The organism is Streptococcus sp. A23 (assembly GCF_043674155.1).
GTDB lineage: Bacteria > Bacillota > Bacilli > Lactobacillales > Streptococcaceae > Streptococcus > Streptococcus suis_V.
Genome location: NZ_JBIMJP010000001.1, coordinates 1 through 16793, shown reverse-complemented (window position 1 = coordinate 16793; position 16793 = coordinate 1). Strand labels below are relative to the sequence as shown.

At 44.3% G+C, this 16793-nt stretch carries 16 protein-coding genes; 2 read left to right on the top strand and 14 right to left on the bottom strand.

What is annotated here, in order from left to right; all coding sequences use genetic code 11:
• Positions 1–148: 148 nt before the first annotated feature.
• The 9 genes from tig to truA all read right to left on the bottom strand — a co-directional run bounded on the left by tig (position 149) and on the right by truA (position 7251).
• Positions 149–1432 carry a trigger factor gene (gene tig / locus ACHBIE_RS00080; RefSeq protein WP_105123578.1) on the bottom strand — a complete coding sequence of 428 codons (1284 nt, stop codon included), beginning with the start codon at positions 1430–1432 and terminating at the stop codon, positions 149–151.
• Positions 1433–1534: 102 nt separating this feature from the next.
• The gene (locus tag ACHBIE_RS00075; protein ID WP_394732417.1) at positions 1535–2134 is read right to left on the bottom strand and encodes a DUF1349 domain-containing protein; all 600 of its coding nucleotides are present in this window, start codon (positions 2132–2134) and stop codon (positions 1535–1537) included.
• Positions 2135–2268: 134 nt separating this feature from the next.
• The gene (locus ACHBIE_RS00070; protein ID WP_394732416.1) at positions 2269–3105 is read right to left on the bottom strand and encodes an alpha/beta fold hydrolase; all 837 of its coding nucleotides are present in this window, start codon (positions 3103–3105) and stop codon (positions 2269–2271) included.
• A gap of 11 nt (positions 3106–3116) precedes the next feature.
• Positions 3117–4118 (bottom strand): NADP-dependent oxidoreductase, encoded by a 1002-nt coding sequence (locus ACHBIE_RS00065; RefSeq protein WP_105111371.1) that lies wholly within the window; start codon positions 4116–4118, stop codon positions 3117–3119.
• A 76-nt stretch (positions 4119–4194) separates the two neighbouring features.
• Positions 4195–4623, bottom strand: a complete 429-nt coding sequence (locus tag ACHBIE_RS00060; protein ID WP_172066956.1) for an Rrf2 family transcriptional regulator — start codon at positions 4621–4623, stop codon at positions 4195–4197.
• A gap of 108 nt (positions 4624–4731) precedes the next feature.
• Entirely contained in the window at positions 4732–5295 is a 564-nt protein-coding gene (locus tag ACHBIE_RS00055) for a TIGR01440 family protein (protein WP_394732415.1), read from the bottom strand.
• Positions 5282–5761, bottom strand: coding sequence for an ECF transporter S component (locus ACHBIE_RS00050; protein WP_394732414.1), 480 nt, complete (start codon positions 5759–5761; stop codon positions 5282–5284). Before ACHBIE_RS00050 ends, ACHBIE_RS00055 begins: the two co-directional genes overlap by 14 nt.
• Positions 5751–6512 carry a bifunctional hydroxymethylpyrimidine kinase/phosphomethylpyrimidine kinase gene (locus tag ACHBIE_RS00045; RefSeq protein WP_394732413.1) on the bottom strand — a complete coding sequence of 254 codons (762 nt, stop codon included), beginning with the start codon at positions 6510–6512 and terminating at the stop codon, positions 5751–5753. Before ACHBIE_RS00045 ends, ACHBIE_RS00050 begins: the two co-directional genes overlap by 11 nt.
• Positions 6502–7251, bottom strand: a complete 750-nt coding sequence (gene truA, locus ACHBIE_RS00040; RefSeq protein ID WP_394732412.1) for a tRNA pseudouridine(38-40) synthase TruA — start codon at positions 7249–7251, stop codon at positions 6502–6504. The genes ACHBIE_RS00045 and truA overlap by 11 nt, the downstream gene beginning before the upstream one ends.
• A 162-nt stretch (positions 7252–7413) precedes the next feature.
• Here truA and ACHBIE_RS00035 point away from each other — a divergent pair, with 162 nt between their 5' ends.
• Positions 7414–7872, top strand: coding sequence for a Fur family transcriptional regulator (locus tag ACHBIE_RS00035; protein WP_394732411.1), 459 nt, complete (start codon positions 7414–7416; stop codon positions 7870–7872).
• 148 nt (positions 7873–8020) lie between these two features.
• Positions 8021–9886: a heavy metal translocating P-type ATPase gene (locus tag ACHBIE_RS00030; protein WP_394732410.1), complete on the top strand. Its 1866-nt coding sequence runs from the start codon at positions 8021–8023 to the stop codon at positions 9884–9886.
• Between the two features lie 116 nt (positions 9887–10002).
• Here the strand turns inward: ACHBIE_RS00030 and ACHBIE_RS00025 are convergent, their stop codons facing one another.
• The 5 genes from ACHBIE_RS00025 to ACHBIE_RS00005 form a co-directional block, all read right to left on the bottom strand.
• Positions 10003–11706, bottom strand: a complete 1704-nt coding sequence (locus ACHBIE_RS00025; RefSeq protein ID WP_105123571.1) for a hypothetical protein — start codon at positions 11704–11706, stop codon at positions 10003–10005.
• Positions 11707–11725: 19 nt separating this feature from the next.
• Positions 11726–12139 carry a hypothetical protein gene (locus tag ACHBIE_RS00020; RefSeq protein WP_394732409.1) on the bottom strand — a complete coding sequence of 138 codons (414 nt, stop codon included), beginning with the start codon at positions 12137–12139 and terminating at the stop codon, positions 11726–11728.
• A 211-nt stretch (positions 12140–12350) separates the two neighbouring features.
• A complete protein-coding gene (locus ACHBIE_RS00015; protein WP_394732408.1) occupies positions 12351–15611 on the bottom strand; it encodes a DEAD/DEAH box helicase family protein in 3261 nt (1086 codons plus the stop codon).
• Between the two features lie 50 nt (positions 15612–15661).
• Positions 15662–16492, bottom strand: coding sequence for a DNA/RNA helicase (locus tag ACHBIE_RS00010; protein ID WP_394732407.1), 831 nt, complete (start codon positions 16490–16492; stop codon positions 15662–15664).
• A gap of 49 nt (positions 16493–16541) precedes the next feature.
• The coding region (locus tag ACHBIE_RS00005) for an IS30 family transposase (RefSeq protein WP_394732406.1) at positions 16542–16793 on the bottom strand (252 nt) is incomplete at its 5' end.

Below are 16793 nucleotides of genomic sequence, written 5' to 3'. Positions count from 1 at the left end.
CTTTGATAGTTATATTGTAAATGAAAGCGTTTGTAGAAACTAGGTCAAGGTATACAAAAATAGCAAAACGTTTTTGTGCAACTCTACCAAAAATCCTTCGCATTGAAAAAAGGCTGGGAAAATTGCCCAACCTTTGTTCATGTCAATCCTATTTTACAGTTGCTGTACTTGTAATTACTTCTACAGCTTTCTTCACAGCGATGTCGTGTTTGAGCATTTCTGGTGAAAGCAAGCTACGAACTTGTGCCACTTCCATATTGTAAGTTGCTGCCAAGTCTTCGATTTCTTTCTCGATTTCAGCGTCAGTTGCTTCGAATCCTTCTGCTTTAGCTACTGCTTCAACAACCAAGTTTGTCTTAGTACGTTTTTCAGCATCTGCTTCGTATTGTTTATGAAGGTCATCACGAGTTGTACCAGTGATTTGGAAGTACATATCTGGTGAGATACCTTGTTGTTGCATACCACCCAAGAATTCATTGATGGCACGGTGAACTTCTTCGTGAATCATTTCTTCTGGCAATTCAACGATTTCAGCGTTTTCTACAGCCAATTCAAGAGCTGCTGATTCAACTGCATCGTCAAAGGCAACTTCTTTTGCTGCTTCCAATTCTTTGCGGTATTTAGCTTTCAACTCATCAAGTGTTTCTACTTCTTCGTCGATGTCTTTTGCCAATTCGTCATCCAAGGCTGGAACTTCTTTTGCTTTTACTTCGTGGATTTTTGTTACGAAGAGGGCTGGTTTACCAGCAAGGTCTGCTGCTTGGTAGTCTTCTGGGAAAGTCACTTCAACGTTTACTTCCTCACCAGCTGCGTGACCTACCAATTGTGCTTCAAAACCTGGGATGAATTGACCTGAACCAAGTCCAAGTGAGAAGTTCTCACCTTTACCGCCGTCAAATTCAACGCCGTCAACTGAACCTACGAAGTCGATTACCACTGTATCGCCTTCAGCTGCTGCATCTTCTTTGATGACCAACTCAGCCAAGTTGTTGCGCTCGCGTTCGATTTTCGCATCTACTTCTTCGTCAGTTACTTCTTTAGTAGCTTCTACTGAAACTGCCAAGTTTTTGTAGTCACCCAATTTTACTTCAGGTTTTGTCACAACTTCCGCAGTGATTGTCCAGTCTTGACCTTTTTCCATTGACACTACATCAATTTTTGGTTGTGCAACGACTTCAAGACCAGCTTCAGCAACTGCTGCTTCATAAGCTGCTGGCAATAATGCATTTACGACATCTTGGTACAATGACTCTTCACCAAATTTTTGGTTGAAGACGGCACGTGGCAAGTGACCTTTACGGAAACCTGGAAGATTGATATCTTTCTTAACTTTGTTGAAAACGCGGTCCAATTCTGGTTTGATGGCATCTTGACCGATTGTGAAAGTCAAAACGCCGCGGTTTGTTTCTTTTGCTTCAAATGATACAGACATTCTGTCATTCTCCTTAAAATTTTATTGCATACTCTTCATTATAACACAATTGACAAGGATTTCAACGATTTTATAACGGACTTTTGGGAAATGGCAGAGCTTCTAATCTGGTTGCTGACCGTCGTGGGCCAACCACTTGCAGTCAGTCAAGCTCATTTCGGAAAAGACCGCTTCAAAAGAAGAATCTTCTGGCGAGCAAGCATAGATACCAAAATGGATTTTACCATTACCTTCATGTAAGTGGCAAATCCGCATCTGCTCAAAATGGACACCGTCTTTAGAGTTTTCAATGCAGAAATCGCTACCCCTTCGGCTCAAACGGTAATAGATTGACTTGACAGAAGCAGGTACTTCCTGAGTTGCCCAGTCTGAAAAGCCCTGATTGGTCACGACGCTACCTAGGTGCTGAAAATCTTCATTTTCATACTCAATCGAGCCCTTAATCCAGTTTTCCGAATCCTGATAGACTACTACACCGCACTGATCGAAACGAGTATGGCTATTGGAAAAATCCGTCTTAACCGTAAAGGAAAAATACTCTTCCTCTGTGTCCATCAAGAGCAGGGGAGCATTATCATTGATAAAATGGTAGTAGGTTTTCTGCCACAAGTCTGTATGAGCTTGGGTTGTGATTCTAATTTCTTTTTCCGAAATCTGATAGTTTTCTGGTTCTCGTACCCAGTAAAAATCTTTTGTGTTCATTTGATTTCCTTTCGTTTTAGATTATTATACAGACAAAAGATAAGGAAGACAAGTAACTCAATCAACTCTTTCAAGAGCAGGCTAAGGTGATTTTGGGGACTTTGCAGGCCTTGTATATGCAAGAGTAATAGGGACTATTCCTCCAAAAAGTCTATCAAGGCTGTTGAAAAGTCATCTGCATTTTGGAAGATAGACCCGTGACCTGCATTGGGATAGATGATGAGTTGACTGTTTTTGATTTTCTCATGCATGATATAAGAGTTCTCAGTCGGAACTTGCATATCCTTGTCACCGTTGACGATCAGCGTTGGTTGCGTGATAAAGGTCATATCGTCTTGAGGATCTCTACCCCAGCGTTTGATTGCCTTCAGCTGTGTTAAAAATCCTGGGACATTCATGTCCTTGTCTGCATACTCGGCTTTTCTTTCTCCCATACGACCCAAAACTTTTTCAGCTTCCAGTCGGCCTGCTTCATCGTGGTTGTAGAAAATGTAGCGTTTTGGATCCACGCGCTCCATACCAGCCTTCAGCATATAGCGAAAAGTTTTTCCTGTCACCTTATCGACTTCAACACCGCCACGAGGTCCTGTTCCTGCTAGAATCAAGCGGTTAACCATTTGACTATCAAGACGGACGATTTCTTGGGCAATAAAACCACCCATAGAAAGACCGAGCAGGTTAATTTTCGTATGCCCCAAGTTCTTGATAATAGCATGAGCCTGCTCTGCCATTCCTGGAATCGTAGGAGCTACCTTGCCTTGACTGGCTCCGACGCCAGGCAAATCAAGGACGATGATGTGCTCTTTTTCAGCCAGTAAATCCAGCAATTTTGAATCCCAGTTATCCAAGGTTGCGGCCAAATGGACTAACATGACCAAGGGCAGTTTAGACTTGCCTTTACCTAGTTCACGGTAGGCAATCTGATTGCCAGCGACAGTTATGTATTGATTTTTAGTTGTGATATAAGACATAAGTACTCCTACTATTTAAAACTGAGGACAGTTTTTCCACGTGAGCGACCGTTTGCGACCTTGTCCAAGGCTGCGTTGACTTCTTCAAATGGATAAACGGTATCGATAGACGGTTTGATTTCTAACTTGCTGAAAATGTCTGCTACCTCTTGCAACTGTTGACCATTGCTTTCTACGAAGATGAAATGGTAGTGCACACCGTAGCTTTCCGCCATCTTGTCAAATTTGCGACCAACCAAACCAAAGAGGAATTGTTTCCATTTTGGTAGGTTCATGCGTTTGGCAAATTCGCCATTTGGCATAGCACGGAGGGAAACCAACTGACCGCCTTTTTTCATAATCGACATTTGTTTTTCGGTTTCTGCACCACCAAGTGTGTCCAGTACATAGTCGATTTGGGAGAGGGTTTTAGTGTAATCTTCTGTCTTGTAGTCGATAAACTGGTCGGCACCCAACGCCAATACCCGCTCTGCATTTGCCCCATCACCGTTGGTAATGACCGTCAAACCCTTGGCTTTGGCAATGGGAATGGCCATACCACCGACACCGCCTGTACCACCTGAGATGAAAATGGTCTTGCCAGCCTCTGCACCCATGAGGTCCAATGCCTGCATAATGGTCAGGGCAGTCAGGGGAACGGCAGCCGCTTCCACATCCGTCAGATAGGCAGGAACTTTAGCAAGTGCAGCAGCCTCCACCGCTACATACTCGGCAAAGGCACCGATATTGTCGAGAGGAAGACGACCAAAGACACGGTCACCAACTGCAAAATTGGTCACGCTTGAGCCGACTTCTTCCACCAAGCCAACGACCTCATTGCCCGCTGTTTGTGGCAATTTGTAAGGGACAATCATCTTGACATCTCCACGAGAAATCATGTTGTCCAAAGGATTGACACCTGCTGCGGTCACTTTGATAAGGACCTGGTCTGGTTTGATGTTTGGCTTAGCAATGTCTGTTAGGTTGAGTGCGATATTGTCTTTGTTATAAGATGTGTGTTGTGCTGCTTTCATGGTTTACTCCTTTTATTTACAGACTTGTATCTGATACAAGTCCAAGTTGTGCGAAATAGAAACTGACTTGTAAAAGTCAGTTGGATTTTTTTGCCTCTTGATACAAGTTAGCAATGACCTGGGCCAAGCTTTCTTGGGATAATCTATCCTGCAAATCCTGCTCAATGGTCGCAAAGATTGGCTGGACAGCCCCTGCAATGTGCCGACCAACTGGGCAGGATTGATTGGCGTGTTGGTGCTGCTGAAAGAGCTGGATATGCGTGACTTCCTGGGTGGCATAGTAGATGTCCAGGAGGCTGATGTCCGACGGATCCTTGCTCAACTCATAGCCAGCCTTGCCCTGATGGGACTGTATGATGCCTGCATTCTTCAAGAGAGCGATGACCTTGCGGATATAACTGGCATTGGTACCGACACTGGTTGCCAAGGCCTGCGACGTCATGACATCACTACTCTCGCTAATCATGGTCAAGATATGCAAAGCTACTGAAAATTTGGTATCCATGGAAATCCTCCCTTTGAACTTGTATCAACCACAAGAACAAGTTTAGCAAAAAGAAATCTACTTGGCAAGGATTTTGTATTCAAAAAAATCACAACCTTCTGGCTGTGATTAATTTTTCCGTATTTGATCTTCCAGATAAGCTGCACGGGCACCGCCGATCAGTTTAGGACGGCTGGCAAGGGCGGTGACATGAGCCTGACCAATCTCACGCAGGCTAGGTCTAATCGGAACTTGGACGTGCTTGATGTGCATGCCGATAGCTGTGTCGCCGATGTCTACACCAGCCTGAGCGGTGATAAACTCGACTTCCACCGGATCCGTCATATACTTGAAGGCCGCCAACTGACCGGAACCACCTGCATGAAGGGTTGGCAAGACATTAACAATTTCCAGGTCTTTCTGAATAGCCAATTCACGCTCCACCACCAAGGCACGATTGAGGTGTTCGCAGCCCTGGACAGCTAGATAAATACCTTTTGGCTCCAGAATTTCCAAGATGGTTTCAACAACCGCCTCACCAACTTCCAGACTGGAATTTTTGCCAATATGCCCCCCTATCACCTCACTAGAAGACAGACCCAATACAAATATCTGACCCTTTTGAAGATTGCTGAGTTCTAGGACTTCTTGCACAACGTGCTGGGTTTGAACTTTGATTTTATCGAGTGACATAGCCAATAGCTCCACTTTTCTCTACTAATTTGACCACTGCAAACCCTAAGCCCATACCGACAAAATTTTGCATGCTATTGCCAAAAACACTTTCAATGGCTTTGAGGTCATTAAAATAAATCCGAGATGCCAGGTAGTAACCCCCAACCATAGAGAGTGACGCCAAGACTAGACCGAAAATCCGTTTCTTGCCTGTCCAACCCGCAAAATAACCCTGAGCTCCGTGGAAGACTAGACTAAAGAATGCCCACTGGGGATAGCCCAGCAAGAAATCTATCAAGAGTCCAGACAAACCGCCGACAATAGCTCCTTCTTTCTTGCCCAAGTAAAAGGCTGTAAAGTAAACTCCCACATCCAAAAGTGTGACAAAGCCGGATAGGGTCGGCATATGGACATGGGCCAAGACCAGGGTCAAGGCTGTTAAGATGGCTAATAATACTAATTCTTGTGTTTTTTTATTTCTCATATTGAATCACCCCATAATCATCTGATTTTTCAATCGCCGCATGGACAAAATCCTTGGATAGTCTGACTGCCTCTAAAGAATCTTGACCCAGCAAAAGCTGACTGGCAATGCTAGACGCAAAGGTACAGCCTGCCCCTACATTATTTTCTGGCAACAGAGGCGACTGGAGCACCACCACTTCCTGACCGTCGTAGAAAACATCGACCGCCTCTGAGCCGCCCAGACGATTGCCTCCCTTGATGACCACCGCCTTGGCTCCCAAGTCATACAAGGCCACTGCCGCCTGCTTCATATCCTCCACCGTTTTGATGTCCTTTTGGAGCAATAGCTGAGCTTCTGCCAGATTTGGCGTGGTGATGCTGACATAGGGAAGGAACTTCAAGAGTTCATCGCGAAGCTGACTGACCTCTGTATCGTGTGTTTCCTTGCAGACCAAGACTGGATCCAAGACCACAGGAATATCTTGACGAGCCTTGATGAACTCCAAAGCCTGCTCTGCTATTTCCACCGTCGGAAGCAATCCAATCTTAATAGCCGAATAGGGCACATCCTTCAAACTAGCCAACTGCTGGGCAAACACCGCTGCATCTGTCGGAATAACCTCAAAACCTTTTTCCGTCATAGCTGTCAAGCAGGTCACCGCCACAAAACCATGCAGGCCATGGACAGTGTAGGTGGTCAAGTCTGCATGGAGACCGCCACCGCTGAAAATATCATTGCCCGAAAGCGCCAAAATATACTTAGTCTTCATAGATAATCTCCTTTAGATAGAGGCCGTTGCCTGCCGCAGTTGGACCTGCCAAGTTCCGATCCTTTTCCGCTAATATCCGCTTGATCTGCCCCACAGGCATCCGACCATTACCAATTTTCAGTAAGGTCCCGACCATATTCCGCACCTGCTTGTACAAAAAACCGTTGCCTGAAAAGGTAAAAATCAAAAACTGCCGCCGCTGGTCATACTCCATTGTCGCCGCTGTGACGGTCCGTACCTTGTCCTCGACCGATGTCCCCGAAGCTGTAAAGCCTGTGAAGTCATGGGTCCCAACTAAGTCCTGAATGGCTTCTTCTATCAAGCTCAAGTCCAAATCATAGGGATAAAAGGTCGCATAGTGCCGCATCATGGGATTTTTGGGCCGACCAATGTCCACCAGAAACTCATAGGTCTTGCTGTGCTTGGCATAGCGGCAATGAAAATCATCCGCTACCTGCTCCACACTGACCACATCAATGTCCTCAGGTGTTTGAGTATCAAGAGCAAAGCGGAGCTTCTCAGCATCTCGACTGCCAGCCAAGTCAAAATGAATCACCTGACCATAAGCGTGCACTCCTGCGTCTGTCCGACCTGCACCATGCACTGTCACCCGCTGGCCACTGTTTAGTCTTACTAGTGTTTTTTCGATTTCTTCCTGAACGGTACGGGCATGGGGCTGGCGTTGAAAACCAGAAAAGTCATGTCCGTCGTAGGAAATAATTGCCTTAAATCGTGTCATGTTCTGATTGTAGCATAAAAGATACTGGAAAAAAAGAGAAGGAAATTACAACTGTCCTAGCACAGAAGAAAGCTACCAAATTCACATTTGACAGCCCTGAAAAAAAAGTCTATAATGAAGAAGAATAAATTAGAATTATTATAAAAAGAAAAGGAGGCCGGAATGGAGCTACATTCTCACCTGAATGCAGAAAACCAAACTGCCTTTGAGCATGTTATTCGACACTTAAAGGAAAAAGGCGTCCGCATCACAGAAACGCGTAAAGCTGTCGTGGCTTATATCATCGAGACCGATGCCCATCCTAGTGCAGAAATGATTTACCAAGATCTTCTACCAGACTACCCGGGAATGAGCCTAGCCACTGTTTACAACAATCTGAAACTTCTGTTGGAAGAAGGATTTGTAACAGAAATCAAACGAACCAGTGACAATACGACTTATTACGATTTTATGGGCCACGAACATCTCAATGTCATCTGCGAAAAATGCGGGAAGATTACCGACTTCATGGACGTAGAAATCCCTAGCCTCAAACGCGAAGCCCACGAACAAACAGGTTACAAAATTACCAAGGAAGTCCTGTCTATCTACGGGATTTGCCCGGATTGCCAAACTAAGTGAGAATCCGAAAAAACGACCACAGCGGTCGTTTTTTCGTTTTATGGGAATTGTCTGACAACTCTTATTTAAAATAATTCTAAATAAGTATTGACTTTTTATTTAGAATTGTTATAATTAACTTATCCTAATAGATAAGGAACTTAAAACAATGTTAGACAAATTAAAGAAAAATATCCATATTATCACGACTGCACTCTGTCTCTTCTTCATTATCGTTGGTATCATCTTGCTCAACACAGGACAAGAGGCACTTGCAGCACCTTCCTTCATTTTGGCCTTTGTCATCGGTGGCTACCTGTCTGCCAAGGCAGGACTTTCTGAGCTGATTTTCGACAAGCACCTGTCTGTCGACGTTCTCATGATTTTGGCAGCCATCGGCTCTGGCATTATCGGCTACTGGATGGAAGGTGCCCTGCTCATTTTTATCTTCTCCCTTTCTTCTACTCTGGAAGAATTGGCCATGGAAAAGAGCAGAAATGCTATCGCCTCACTCATGAATATGACACCGCCAACTGCACGAAAAGTCGATGAAAATGGTGAGATTACTGTTCTGGATACGGCATCTATTCATGTCGGTGATACCATTCAGGTTCGTAAAGGCGACACCGTTCCACTTGACGGCACCTTGCTCAGCCCTCAGTCTATTTTTGATGAATCTATGATTACTGGTGAACCATTGCCTGCGGAAAAAGTAGAAGGCGCGACGGTCATCGGAGGGACCATCAACCAAGGTCCAACTGTTCTGGTGCAAGTAACTGCCGAAAAGGGCGACGCCCTTTTTGATAAGATTGTTCAGATGGTGGAAAACGCCCAAGAGAACAAGTCAAAAACAGCTACTTTTATTGAAAACATGGAAGATACCTACGTCAAGATTGTGCTTGCTGTAGTCCCACTGTTCATCCTCTTTGCTCATTTTGCTTTGGGTTGGGAATGGTTGACCGCCTTCTATCGCGGTATGATTTTATTGACCATTGCTTCTCCTTGCGCCTTGGTGGCATCTTCTTCTCCAGCTACCTTGGCAGCCATCAGCCGAGCTGCTCGTAAGGGCATGATTATCAAGGGCGGTGATATTGCAGATAATATCGCTGGACTGGAGGCCATTGTCTTTGACAAGACAGGCACCTTAACCATCGGGAAACCTCAGGTTGTCGATGCTACTTATCTTGGGGAGCAAGATTTGATCAAAGAGGTGGTCCAAGCTGTCGAAAAACAATCTAGCCACCCGATTGCTCAGGCCCTCATGACCTATACGGCTGACAGCTCTGCCATTGCCCTCCAAAGCCTAGAAGACGTGACCGGAAAAGGCTTGGTGGCTGGCTATGAGGGCGACAGCTGGAAAATCGGTAAGGCGGGCTTTGTGGTGGACAGCTTGGTCAGTCCCCTGTCTGCTGGCTTGCTGGCACAGATCGATGAGGCGGAAAGTACTGGGAAAACCCTGGTCTATGTCAGCCAAAATGATGTGCTGGTGGCGATCTTCATGGTGGAAGATAGTTTGAAACCTGAGAGCAAGCAGCTAATGGCCCAGTTGAAAGAAATGGGAGTGACGCCAATTCTCTTGACGGGCGACCAAGAAAAGACGGCTCGTTACGTGGCGAGTCAGGTCGGTATTGACCGTGTGATTGCCAACTGTCTGCCGACGGATAAGGCTGCTGTTATCCAAGAATTACAAACCGAGTTTGCGTCTGTCGGCATGGTCGGAGACGGCATCAACGACGCTCCCGCCCTGGCTCAAGCCAATGTCAGCTATGCTATGGGAAGCGGAACGGACATCGCTATGGAGTCAGCTGACATCGTACTCATGGAAGACCTGACGAGAATTCCTTACTCTATTCGTCTCTCTAAGAAAATGCGGGGCATCATCAAGCAGAACATCATCTTTGCTCTATCTGTCATTGCCCTTCTTATCATCTCCAACCTCTTCCAGTCTATCAACCTGCCACTCGGTGTGGTGGGCCACGAAGGATCAACGATTTTGGTGATTTTGAACGGGTTGAGACTCTTGTATTTTAAATAGCTTCAAACCGCCATATAGTTGGCGGTTTCTTTATTGATATGGAAAAATACTTTTATTATTGAAATGAATAGAGATTTACAACCTAGCCTAGCTCATACAGAAGGTGCTTCATTCAGTTAGACATTGAACCAGATGGATAAATCCTCATCGGAAGCATAGTATTTCCAAGCAACCGAAAAGCAAGTTAGATGCTGATAGTCTTCTATCCATTCACGAAAATAGGGAATTCCTAACATGTTTTCATCTACTTCAGCTTCATCGTATGAGTATGGGTGCGCGACAACTCCAATATCGTAATCCCCAACTTGCCAATTGTTCCCGTATTGATGTTCACCGCCTAAGTTGTCAATCAATCTGCCAGTTCTAAAGTCAATATCTGTACAAATCGATAAACTCTTAAAATCAACAAAATCCGGCGCAAAAGGTTTCAGATGATAACTTCCTTCCACAAAGTACGTATCCTCAAGATTTGGATACCGAGCTATAATGGACATTTTTATGGGCTGACCATTAAATTCCAACCAGAAATTGCCGATCGGAGTTTTCAAGAGGTCGTAAGCTACCGATGAATCGGCTGGGATTTTTTCTTCCGATAGATCACAGATATAGCCGTGAGTTAGTAAATTCTCCAGTTTTTCGGCAATTATTTCCGACCACTCTCTTGACTTACCAAGCACAGTTTTTATCTTGTTGAGAGGATAGGGAGGACGGTCTGCTGGCGCGGTAATGATAGCCACTACTGGAACAGCTTTTTTTATAGCTTGCTTGCCAACTAAAACTTCCACCCAGTCTCCCCTTTCTATCGTTTGGTCAGGACAATAGTAGGTATAGGGTTTGCCGTCAACTGAAAATTGTACCTGGCAAAATCGTAGCATTTTATTCGGTTTCCATAAGAGAGCCGGCTCAAGAGGTCGTTTTTCAAAGTAGTGTACCTCATCTCTATCCCACCAGTCCTCCGTCATCCAGCTATTGCAATAAGGACAAAAATGTTCGTCATAATCATCTAAATAACATGGGGCTATACCACAAGATGGACAAGGCTTCCCATCCTCATCGATAAAACCATCTAATTCAACACCATTGATATAGAGACCATAGTCATCCTCCGGTTCATACACATGCGTTTCAACAGAATGCGGTACACAACTCAACCAGTCATCCAAAGGCAAAGAAAGAATACTATAAATCTTGACCTCACTCCATCTCTCCTTGAGAGATTGACCATCATAGATTTTTGCCTCAAAGAGCTCCTGAGCTGTATTAAATCTACCTCCATCTGGTAGATCTGACAAACCTGCCCAGTAGGGAGCTTCATTTCCTGAATATCCAATATATCGAAGAGTATCCTGATTATCTGTCTCAAAACGAAAAGCAGTCTCATCAACATTCATCCCCGCCTCAAATTCTTGCAAGAAATAATCATACTGCAAACGAGTAATGGCTGGATGCCCTACTGTAGTCGGTTTATGGGGAATTCCCAACTTAAAACTTTCTGCCGAGAAGGAAAAATAGCCATTTACAAGCTGAAATTGACAAGTAGTGCCATCATATAAAACTTCATAAATCCACCACCTCGAAAGTCCCTCCATGTCTTGCATTCTAAAATCTGTCACTCCCTGGCATTCCAAATCCCAAACCAAGGCTGGCGCATTAGAAGGACTTTCTGCTAAACAATCCTCCTCAATGGTTAAACGTAGACTAGCTGACTGACTATCATAGGAAAAAGAACCAATCAAATAATCATGAAACTGTCCAACAGATAAGAAATAATCAACCAATTTCCCAGGTTCGGTAATGTACCCTATTCTCTTTGTCCACATGATATTCTCCTCTCACAAATCACTCCTCATAATATCTCGGTAGGTCAAGCAAGGTAGCCCTGTCGAGCCAGTTATTCTTATTCTCCAATAAATAATACCAGACAATATGATCTGAGTCGGCCAGTGCTTCTTCAAACTCATATCTAGCCTCTACCCATCTTCCAAAGTCATCATCATCATCTAGTAAATAAATCTCTTCTTGGACACCATGATTCCAATAAAAACGAGAAACATAGATACAATTTTCTTCAACCGCATACCACTCCAAGCTATGGTCCAGTTGAATAGCGGCTCTAATCGCAGCGATAGGAACATCACGTTTTGTCGCAAACTTTAGGACCATCAAGCCATCTGACCGTATCTTATGAGTGAAGCCATAACCATAATAGATGTATTCACCGAATTGTTCCCTATATTCACCAATATTTTTCACACAGACAAGTTTATTAAAACTAATATACGGTGGATCAATCCTTTTTTCGTCTATCGGGTAGTAATCTAAAAAGTAGGTTTCAAAAAAATCTTTGGAACAAATGACCTGTTGATAAACATAATTTGCCATAACATATCCACCCTCCATTCCTAGTTTTAGTATAGCACCTTATCTGAAAAAACTTGCCAAAAATGACAAGTTTTCCTTCAATTTATCCAAAAGATTTATCAATCAACTCCTGCATCATGCCTTCCTTGGCATAAGGAACAGTATCTACTTGTAAGAAGTTTTTCCGGCTAATGGTGTCAGGTAAGGTGCCAAAGATGAACTCCAAAGCGATCTTATGGATAATAGCCGTTGGCGCAAAGCCGTAAACTTGCTCTTCCAAGATATGCTTGAGCCGCTCATGCCCTTCTGGAAAGGCTGCTTGTAAGCCTTGGCTATTATAGAGGCGTTTGACCAACTCTGTGATATATAGCCCTGATTTCATATAGAGGTCAATAAAGTTTTTGGATGGGTCGTCGAAGATACCAGGATTTTCCTTTTCCAACTCATCCACCATTTTCTGAACCACCTTCTTCGGTGTGAAGATTTGGTTGGTCTTTTGAGGTGGAATATAGTCAAAGATGTCTTCTGTCCTATCTTCAAAATAGTTTGCCAACTCTGCTTTTTTCCGTAAAAATTCTTGGATGGCCTGATCAAAGGTCGGCTGGTCAAAGAGATGGCCGGCAAATTCAGGTCCACCATCACGCAAATAACGGAATTGGTTGAGGTTGATGCCCGTTACCTCGATGAAGACTTCATCTGGTACGTAGCTATCGAAGTTTGCTAGGGTTAGATGTTCATCTCCATAAGCCATGATGAAGCTTGGAATGGTGCGTGCAAAGCCACGTAAGTGACCGCGAATCTCGTCCTCAGCCTGAGCCTTGGTGCGTTCTCGCTGTTTGACTTCCTGTTGTTTGACCAGATCATGCGGCAAATCCTGCACTTTTTCTGCCAGCCGTTGCCGTAACTCTGCTTGATGGGCTTGGTGCGCTTCTATCTTCTTGGCTTGATAGGCCTGCTCTAGTTCCTCTTGTTGCTGACTATCCACCGTTTCCTTCAAGGCTTCTTGGTATTCATTTTCGAGATGAGCCTGCTGAATATCAAATTCTTTTTCGCTACGCTGGATGAGGCTTTCAATCTCCGTATGAATCTGCTTCTCAATTTGTTTACTTTCCCGGTTGGTCAAGTCATAGCCAGCAGTTAGGTCTGCCACCAAGGTAGAAGATATTTCTTTCTGAACCGTTTTTACAAAAGCCTTGTCAACTGTTTCTACCTGGTCAACCAACTCTTCCACAGTGTCTAACAGATCATAAACTTTTGTCCCAAAAAGGACTTCTTGACGGTTGATGACCAAGTCTTCTGCCACCTGAACCTGTCCTTCTTCATCCACCTCAATATCTGGAAATTCAAGTGTATCAGGTGCATGACTGATTTTCCCTTGTTGCTCAACAGGGAGTTCATCCAAGATGTCCAAGACTAGCTGACTAGCACGGAAAATGCCTGCGATATTGTCAAATAGGAAGTTGGACATAAAGCCACGCTTGATGACTTCTGCTGCTCGTATCTGGCTTGGAATGGTCATGACTGCCTGAGCGTCAATTTCCACCATCTTGCCTTCCCTATCTTCTGCGATAACAGGGAAGAAGTTGAGCAGGTTGCGGATATTTTCTTCTCTAGTTTGACTGATTCCTGCACCACCCGCTGTCGCTAGACTGAGGTTATTGGCAAAGTCACTAAAGAGTGACAGGGTCCGTTCAGGAGCAAAATCAAAGACATAGGCCCGCTCTTTGCGGTAAACCTTGTCTCCTTCCACCCAACTGTAAGGGTTTTGGGCACGAAAGGCAGCCTGCATATAGAGGGCTGGAGATTGAAGATTGCTCAACATCAAGACTGCTGTCCACTCTGGAATGGTCACACCAGTCGTCAACTGACCGACAGACAGGGTGATGGTATAGTCATACTCAGCAATGGCCTTCCTGACCATATCGAGCGACTTGCCATTGGCTTCTGTATCCTCAGCTTCTCGCTGACTGACAGAACCTGCAGCCAGCACAATCTTATACCGGTCAAAGGTTGGATGGTCTTCCAACAAGTCTTTCAAGGCCTTGGCAGAGGCCACTCGGTCTAATAGCCAAAAGCTGTGCTTGATTTCCCGACGGAGCTCTCTAGTTGAAAATGGGTATTTTTCATTAGTGGTCAGGGTGTTCAGCCATTCTTTGACTTCTCTCTCATGGATAAAGCTGCCTGATTCATTGGTCGCAAAAAATTCATTCAAGTCAAAGGCAAAATCAACCGTTTCACTGCCAAAATCCGCACCATCTCGAACCCTGTCCGTGATCATCTTGGACATCTGGTAGGTGAACATGTTGAGCTGGGGAAGGTTTTCATAGGGATTTTCTTGCTCGGAGCTTGAGAGCCAATCTTGCTTGGCAGCCTGCTCATCCGCATAGGACCAGTTGTATATCTGGTTTTCCGAAAATTTGCCCTTGGCTAGAGCCTTAAAGGGAGTTCCAGACAAGTGGAGGGTAAAGTTGCGCTGGATTTGGTGAAAGGCAACATCTGTTTTTTCCGTATCCACTCCTTCATGGGCCTCATCAATGACCAAGAGATCCCACTGGGTCTTGGCTACCCACTGCAATTTATCATAAGCGCCGCCGAAGTATTTGGACCCTTTCAGATCTTGAAGGCTTAAAAAGGCGATTTCCTTAGCGTCTTCCTCGGTAAAGAGGAGTTTATGGAAGTCCTCTCGTGATAGGGATGGTCTGCCCTTGAGGGAATCCGACTCCGAAACAAACTTATAGGAGGTCGATCCCGCGATAAACTTATGAAAATCATCAAACCAGGAATTGGCGATGGCTGGGCGGTTGGTCACAATCAAGACTCGGTCACAGTTGAGTCGCTTGACCAAGTCATAGGTGGCCAGGGTCTTGCCAAAGCGTGGCTTGGCATTCCAGAGAAACTCTTTCTTACGCGCGTCCTGATTGGTCTGGATATAGGTCAAGGTTTGCTGGACAGCTTCTTCCTGCTCCTGTCTGAGCTGGTAGTCTACCTGCTCCCCAGGCTGGTAACCTGAAACATCATGACGGACAAACCTGTCAAACAGGAGGTTGGCCTGTTCTGGATGGCCATTGAAATAAAACCACTCGGTCTTGGAACGGCGTTCGATGGCATGGAAGTTCAAAAACTGGTGGAAGTCATGGTCTTTGAAAGGCTTGCCTTTGTCAGGCTCTTCGATGTACCTAGCCTCTTGCTGCCACAGAATAGACGGCTCAATCCCCGCCGTGTGGGTCTGCTCCTTAATCCTCTGCTCCACCTGACGCTCGGTATAACCAATCTTGATCCAGCCGTCATTGGTCGTCACATGGGGTGTGGTATAGGCGTAGATTTTTGGAGAAATCTCTTCTGAAGTTTTAATCAAAACGGACATAGATTACCTACTTCTCTTTTTCTAGCTTTTCATATCCTAATGAACAAGGACTAATCCATGGCTTTTACTTTGGATTCAATAAAGTCAATCTCTTCCTGAGAAAGGCCGTATTTTTTATACAACTGGGCGTCAATCTCCGCCACCGACTGGGACCAGTCGATGTCCGAGCTTGACGTAAAATCTTGGAGAGGGACTTTTGCCCAAGTGGAGCGGGAGTTATGCTGAGTAATTTTTAAAACACCTAATAATGCTCTCGCAAACTTACTCTTTATGTATTTTAATAAGGCATTTGCTTCAAATTCTGTTGTTACATTGCCAATAGTTAAGAACGTATCAGTATGCCCGATTAGGGGTTCCCCGATTAGGGGTGTACTTAACACTTCTCCTAAAGCTCCGCTACCATTCGCTTCAGGAACAAATATATTATAGTTTGCAAAGGGTTCTGGAAAATCTATGTACTCTTTTTTTATAAATTTATATGTTCTTTCCGTGCCCGAACGACCTAAAATCTTAACATACGCATCTTCGTTCTCAACATTATTAAAAAAGGCAAAATCGAAATTTGTAAATGATTTGGATACAATTTTATTCTTTGTACCTTTACCTTGTAGTTGCTCTGCCTCAGGAAAGTCTTCAAAAAATTTATTTGAGAATCTATAAATTCCTTGTGGATAAACTATTTCTGAAAAAGGTGAGAAATCACTTCTGTTTTCAACTTTCTGAACAATGCTATTCAATGTTTCAAAAACTGTAAATGTCCCAATTTTCCCAAAGATATTTTCAGAATCTCTATAGGTTATAGCAACTCCACCTTTTATATCTGTCGCAGAAAATACCTCATTACTTTTTAACCAATACTTCACAACTTTTACTTGTCGCACATTGTCAAGTCAAGTGCAACAAGTTCATTGATAACTAGAGATCCAGAGGTTAAGCTGTCTGGGCTAGCCCAAACAGAAATTTCGAGGATTGATATTGAAGAAGTCGTCTGGGGCGCTCATTGATGGCAGTGATATACTTGTCCAGTTCTTCAGAGGTTAGTGAATTAAGTGAGACTCCTTTAGGGATATATTCTCTGAGGAGACCATTGAAGTTCTCGTTTGTTCCTCTCTCATGTGAAGAATAAGGATGTGCAAAGTAAACATCAACGGCTTCCAGGTCTGAGAGTAAACTAAACTCCGC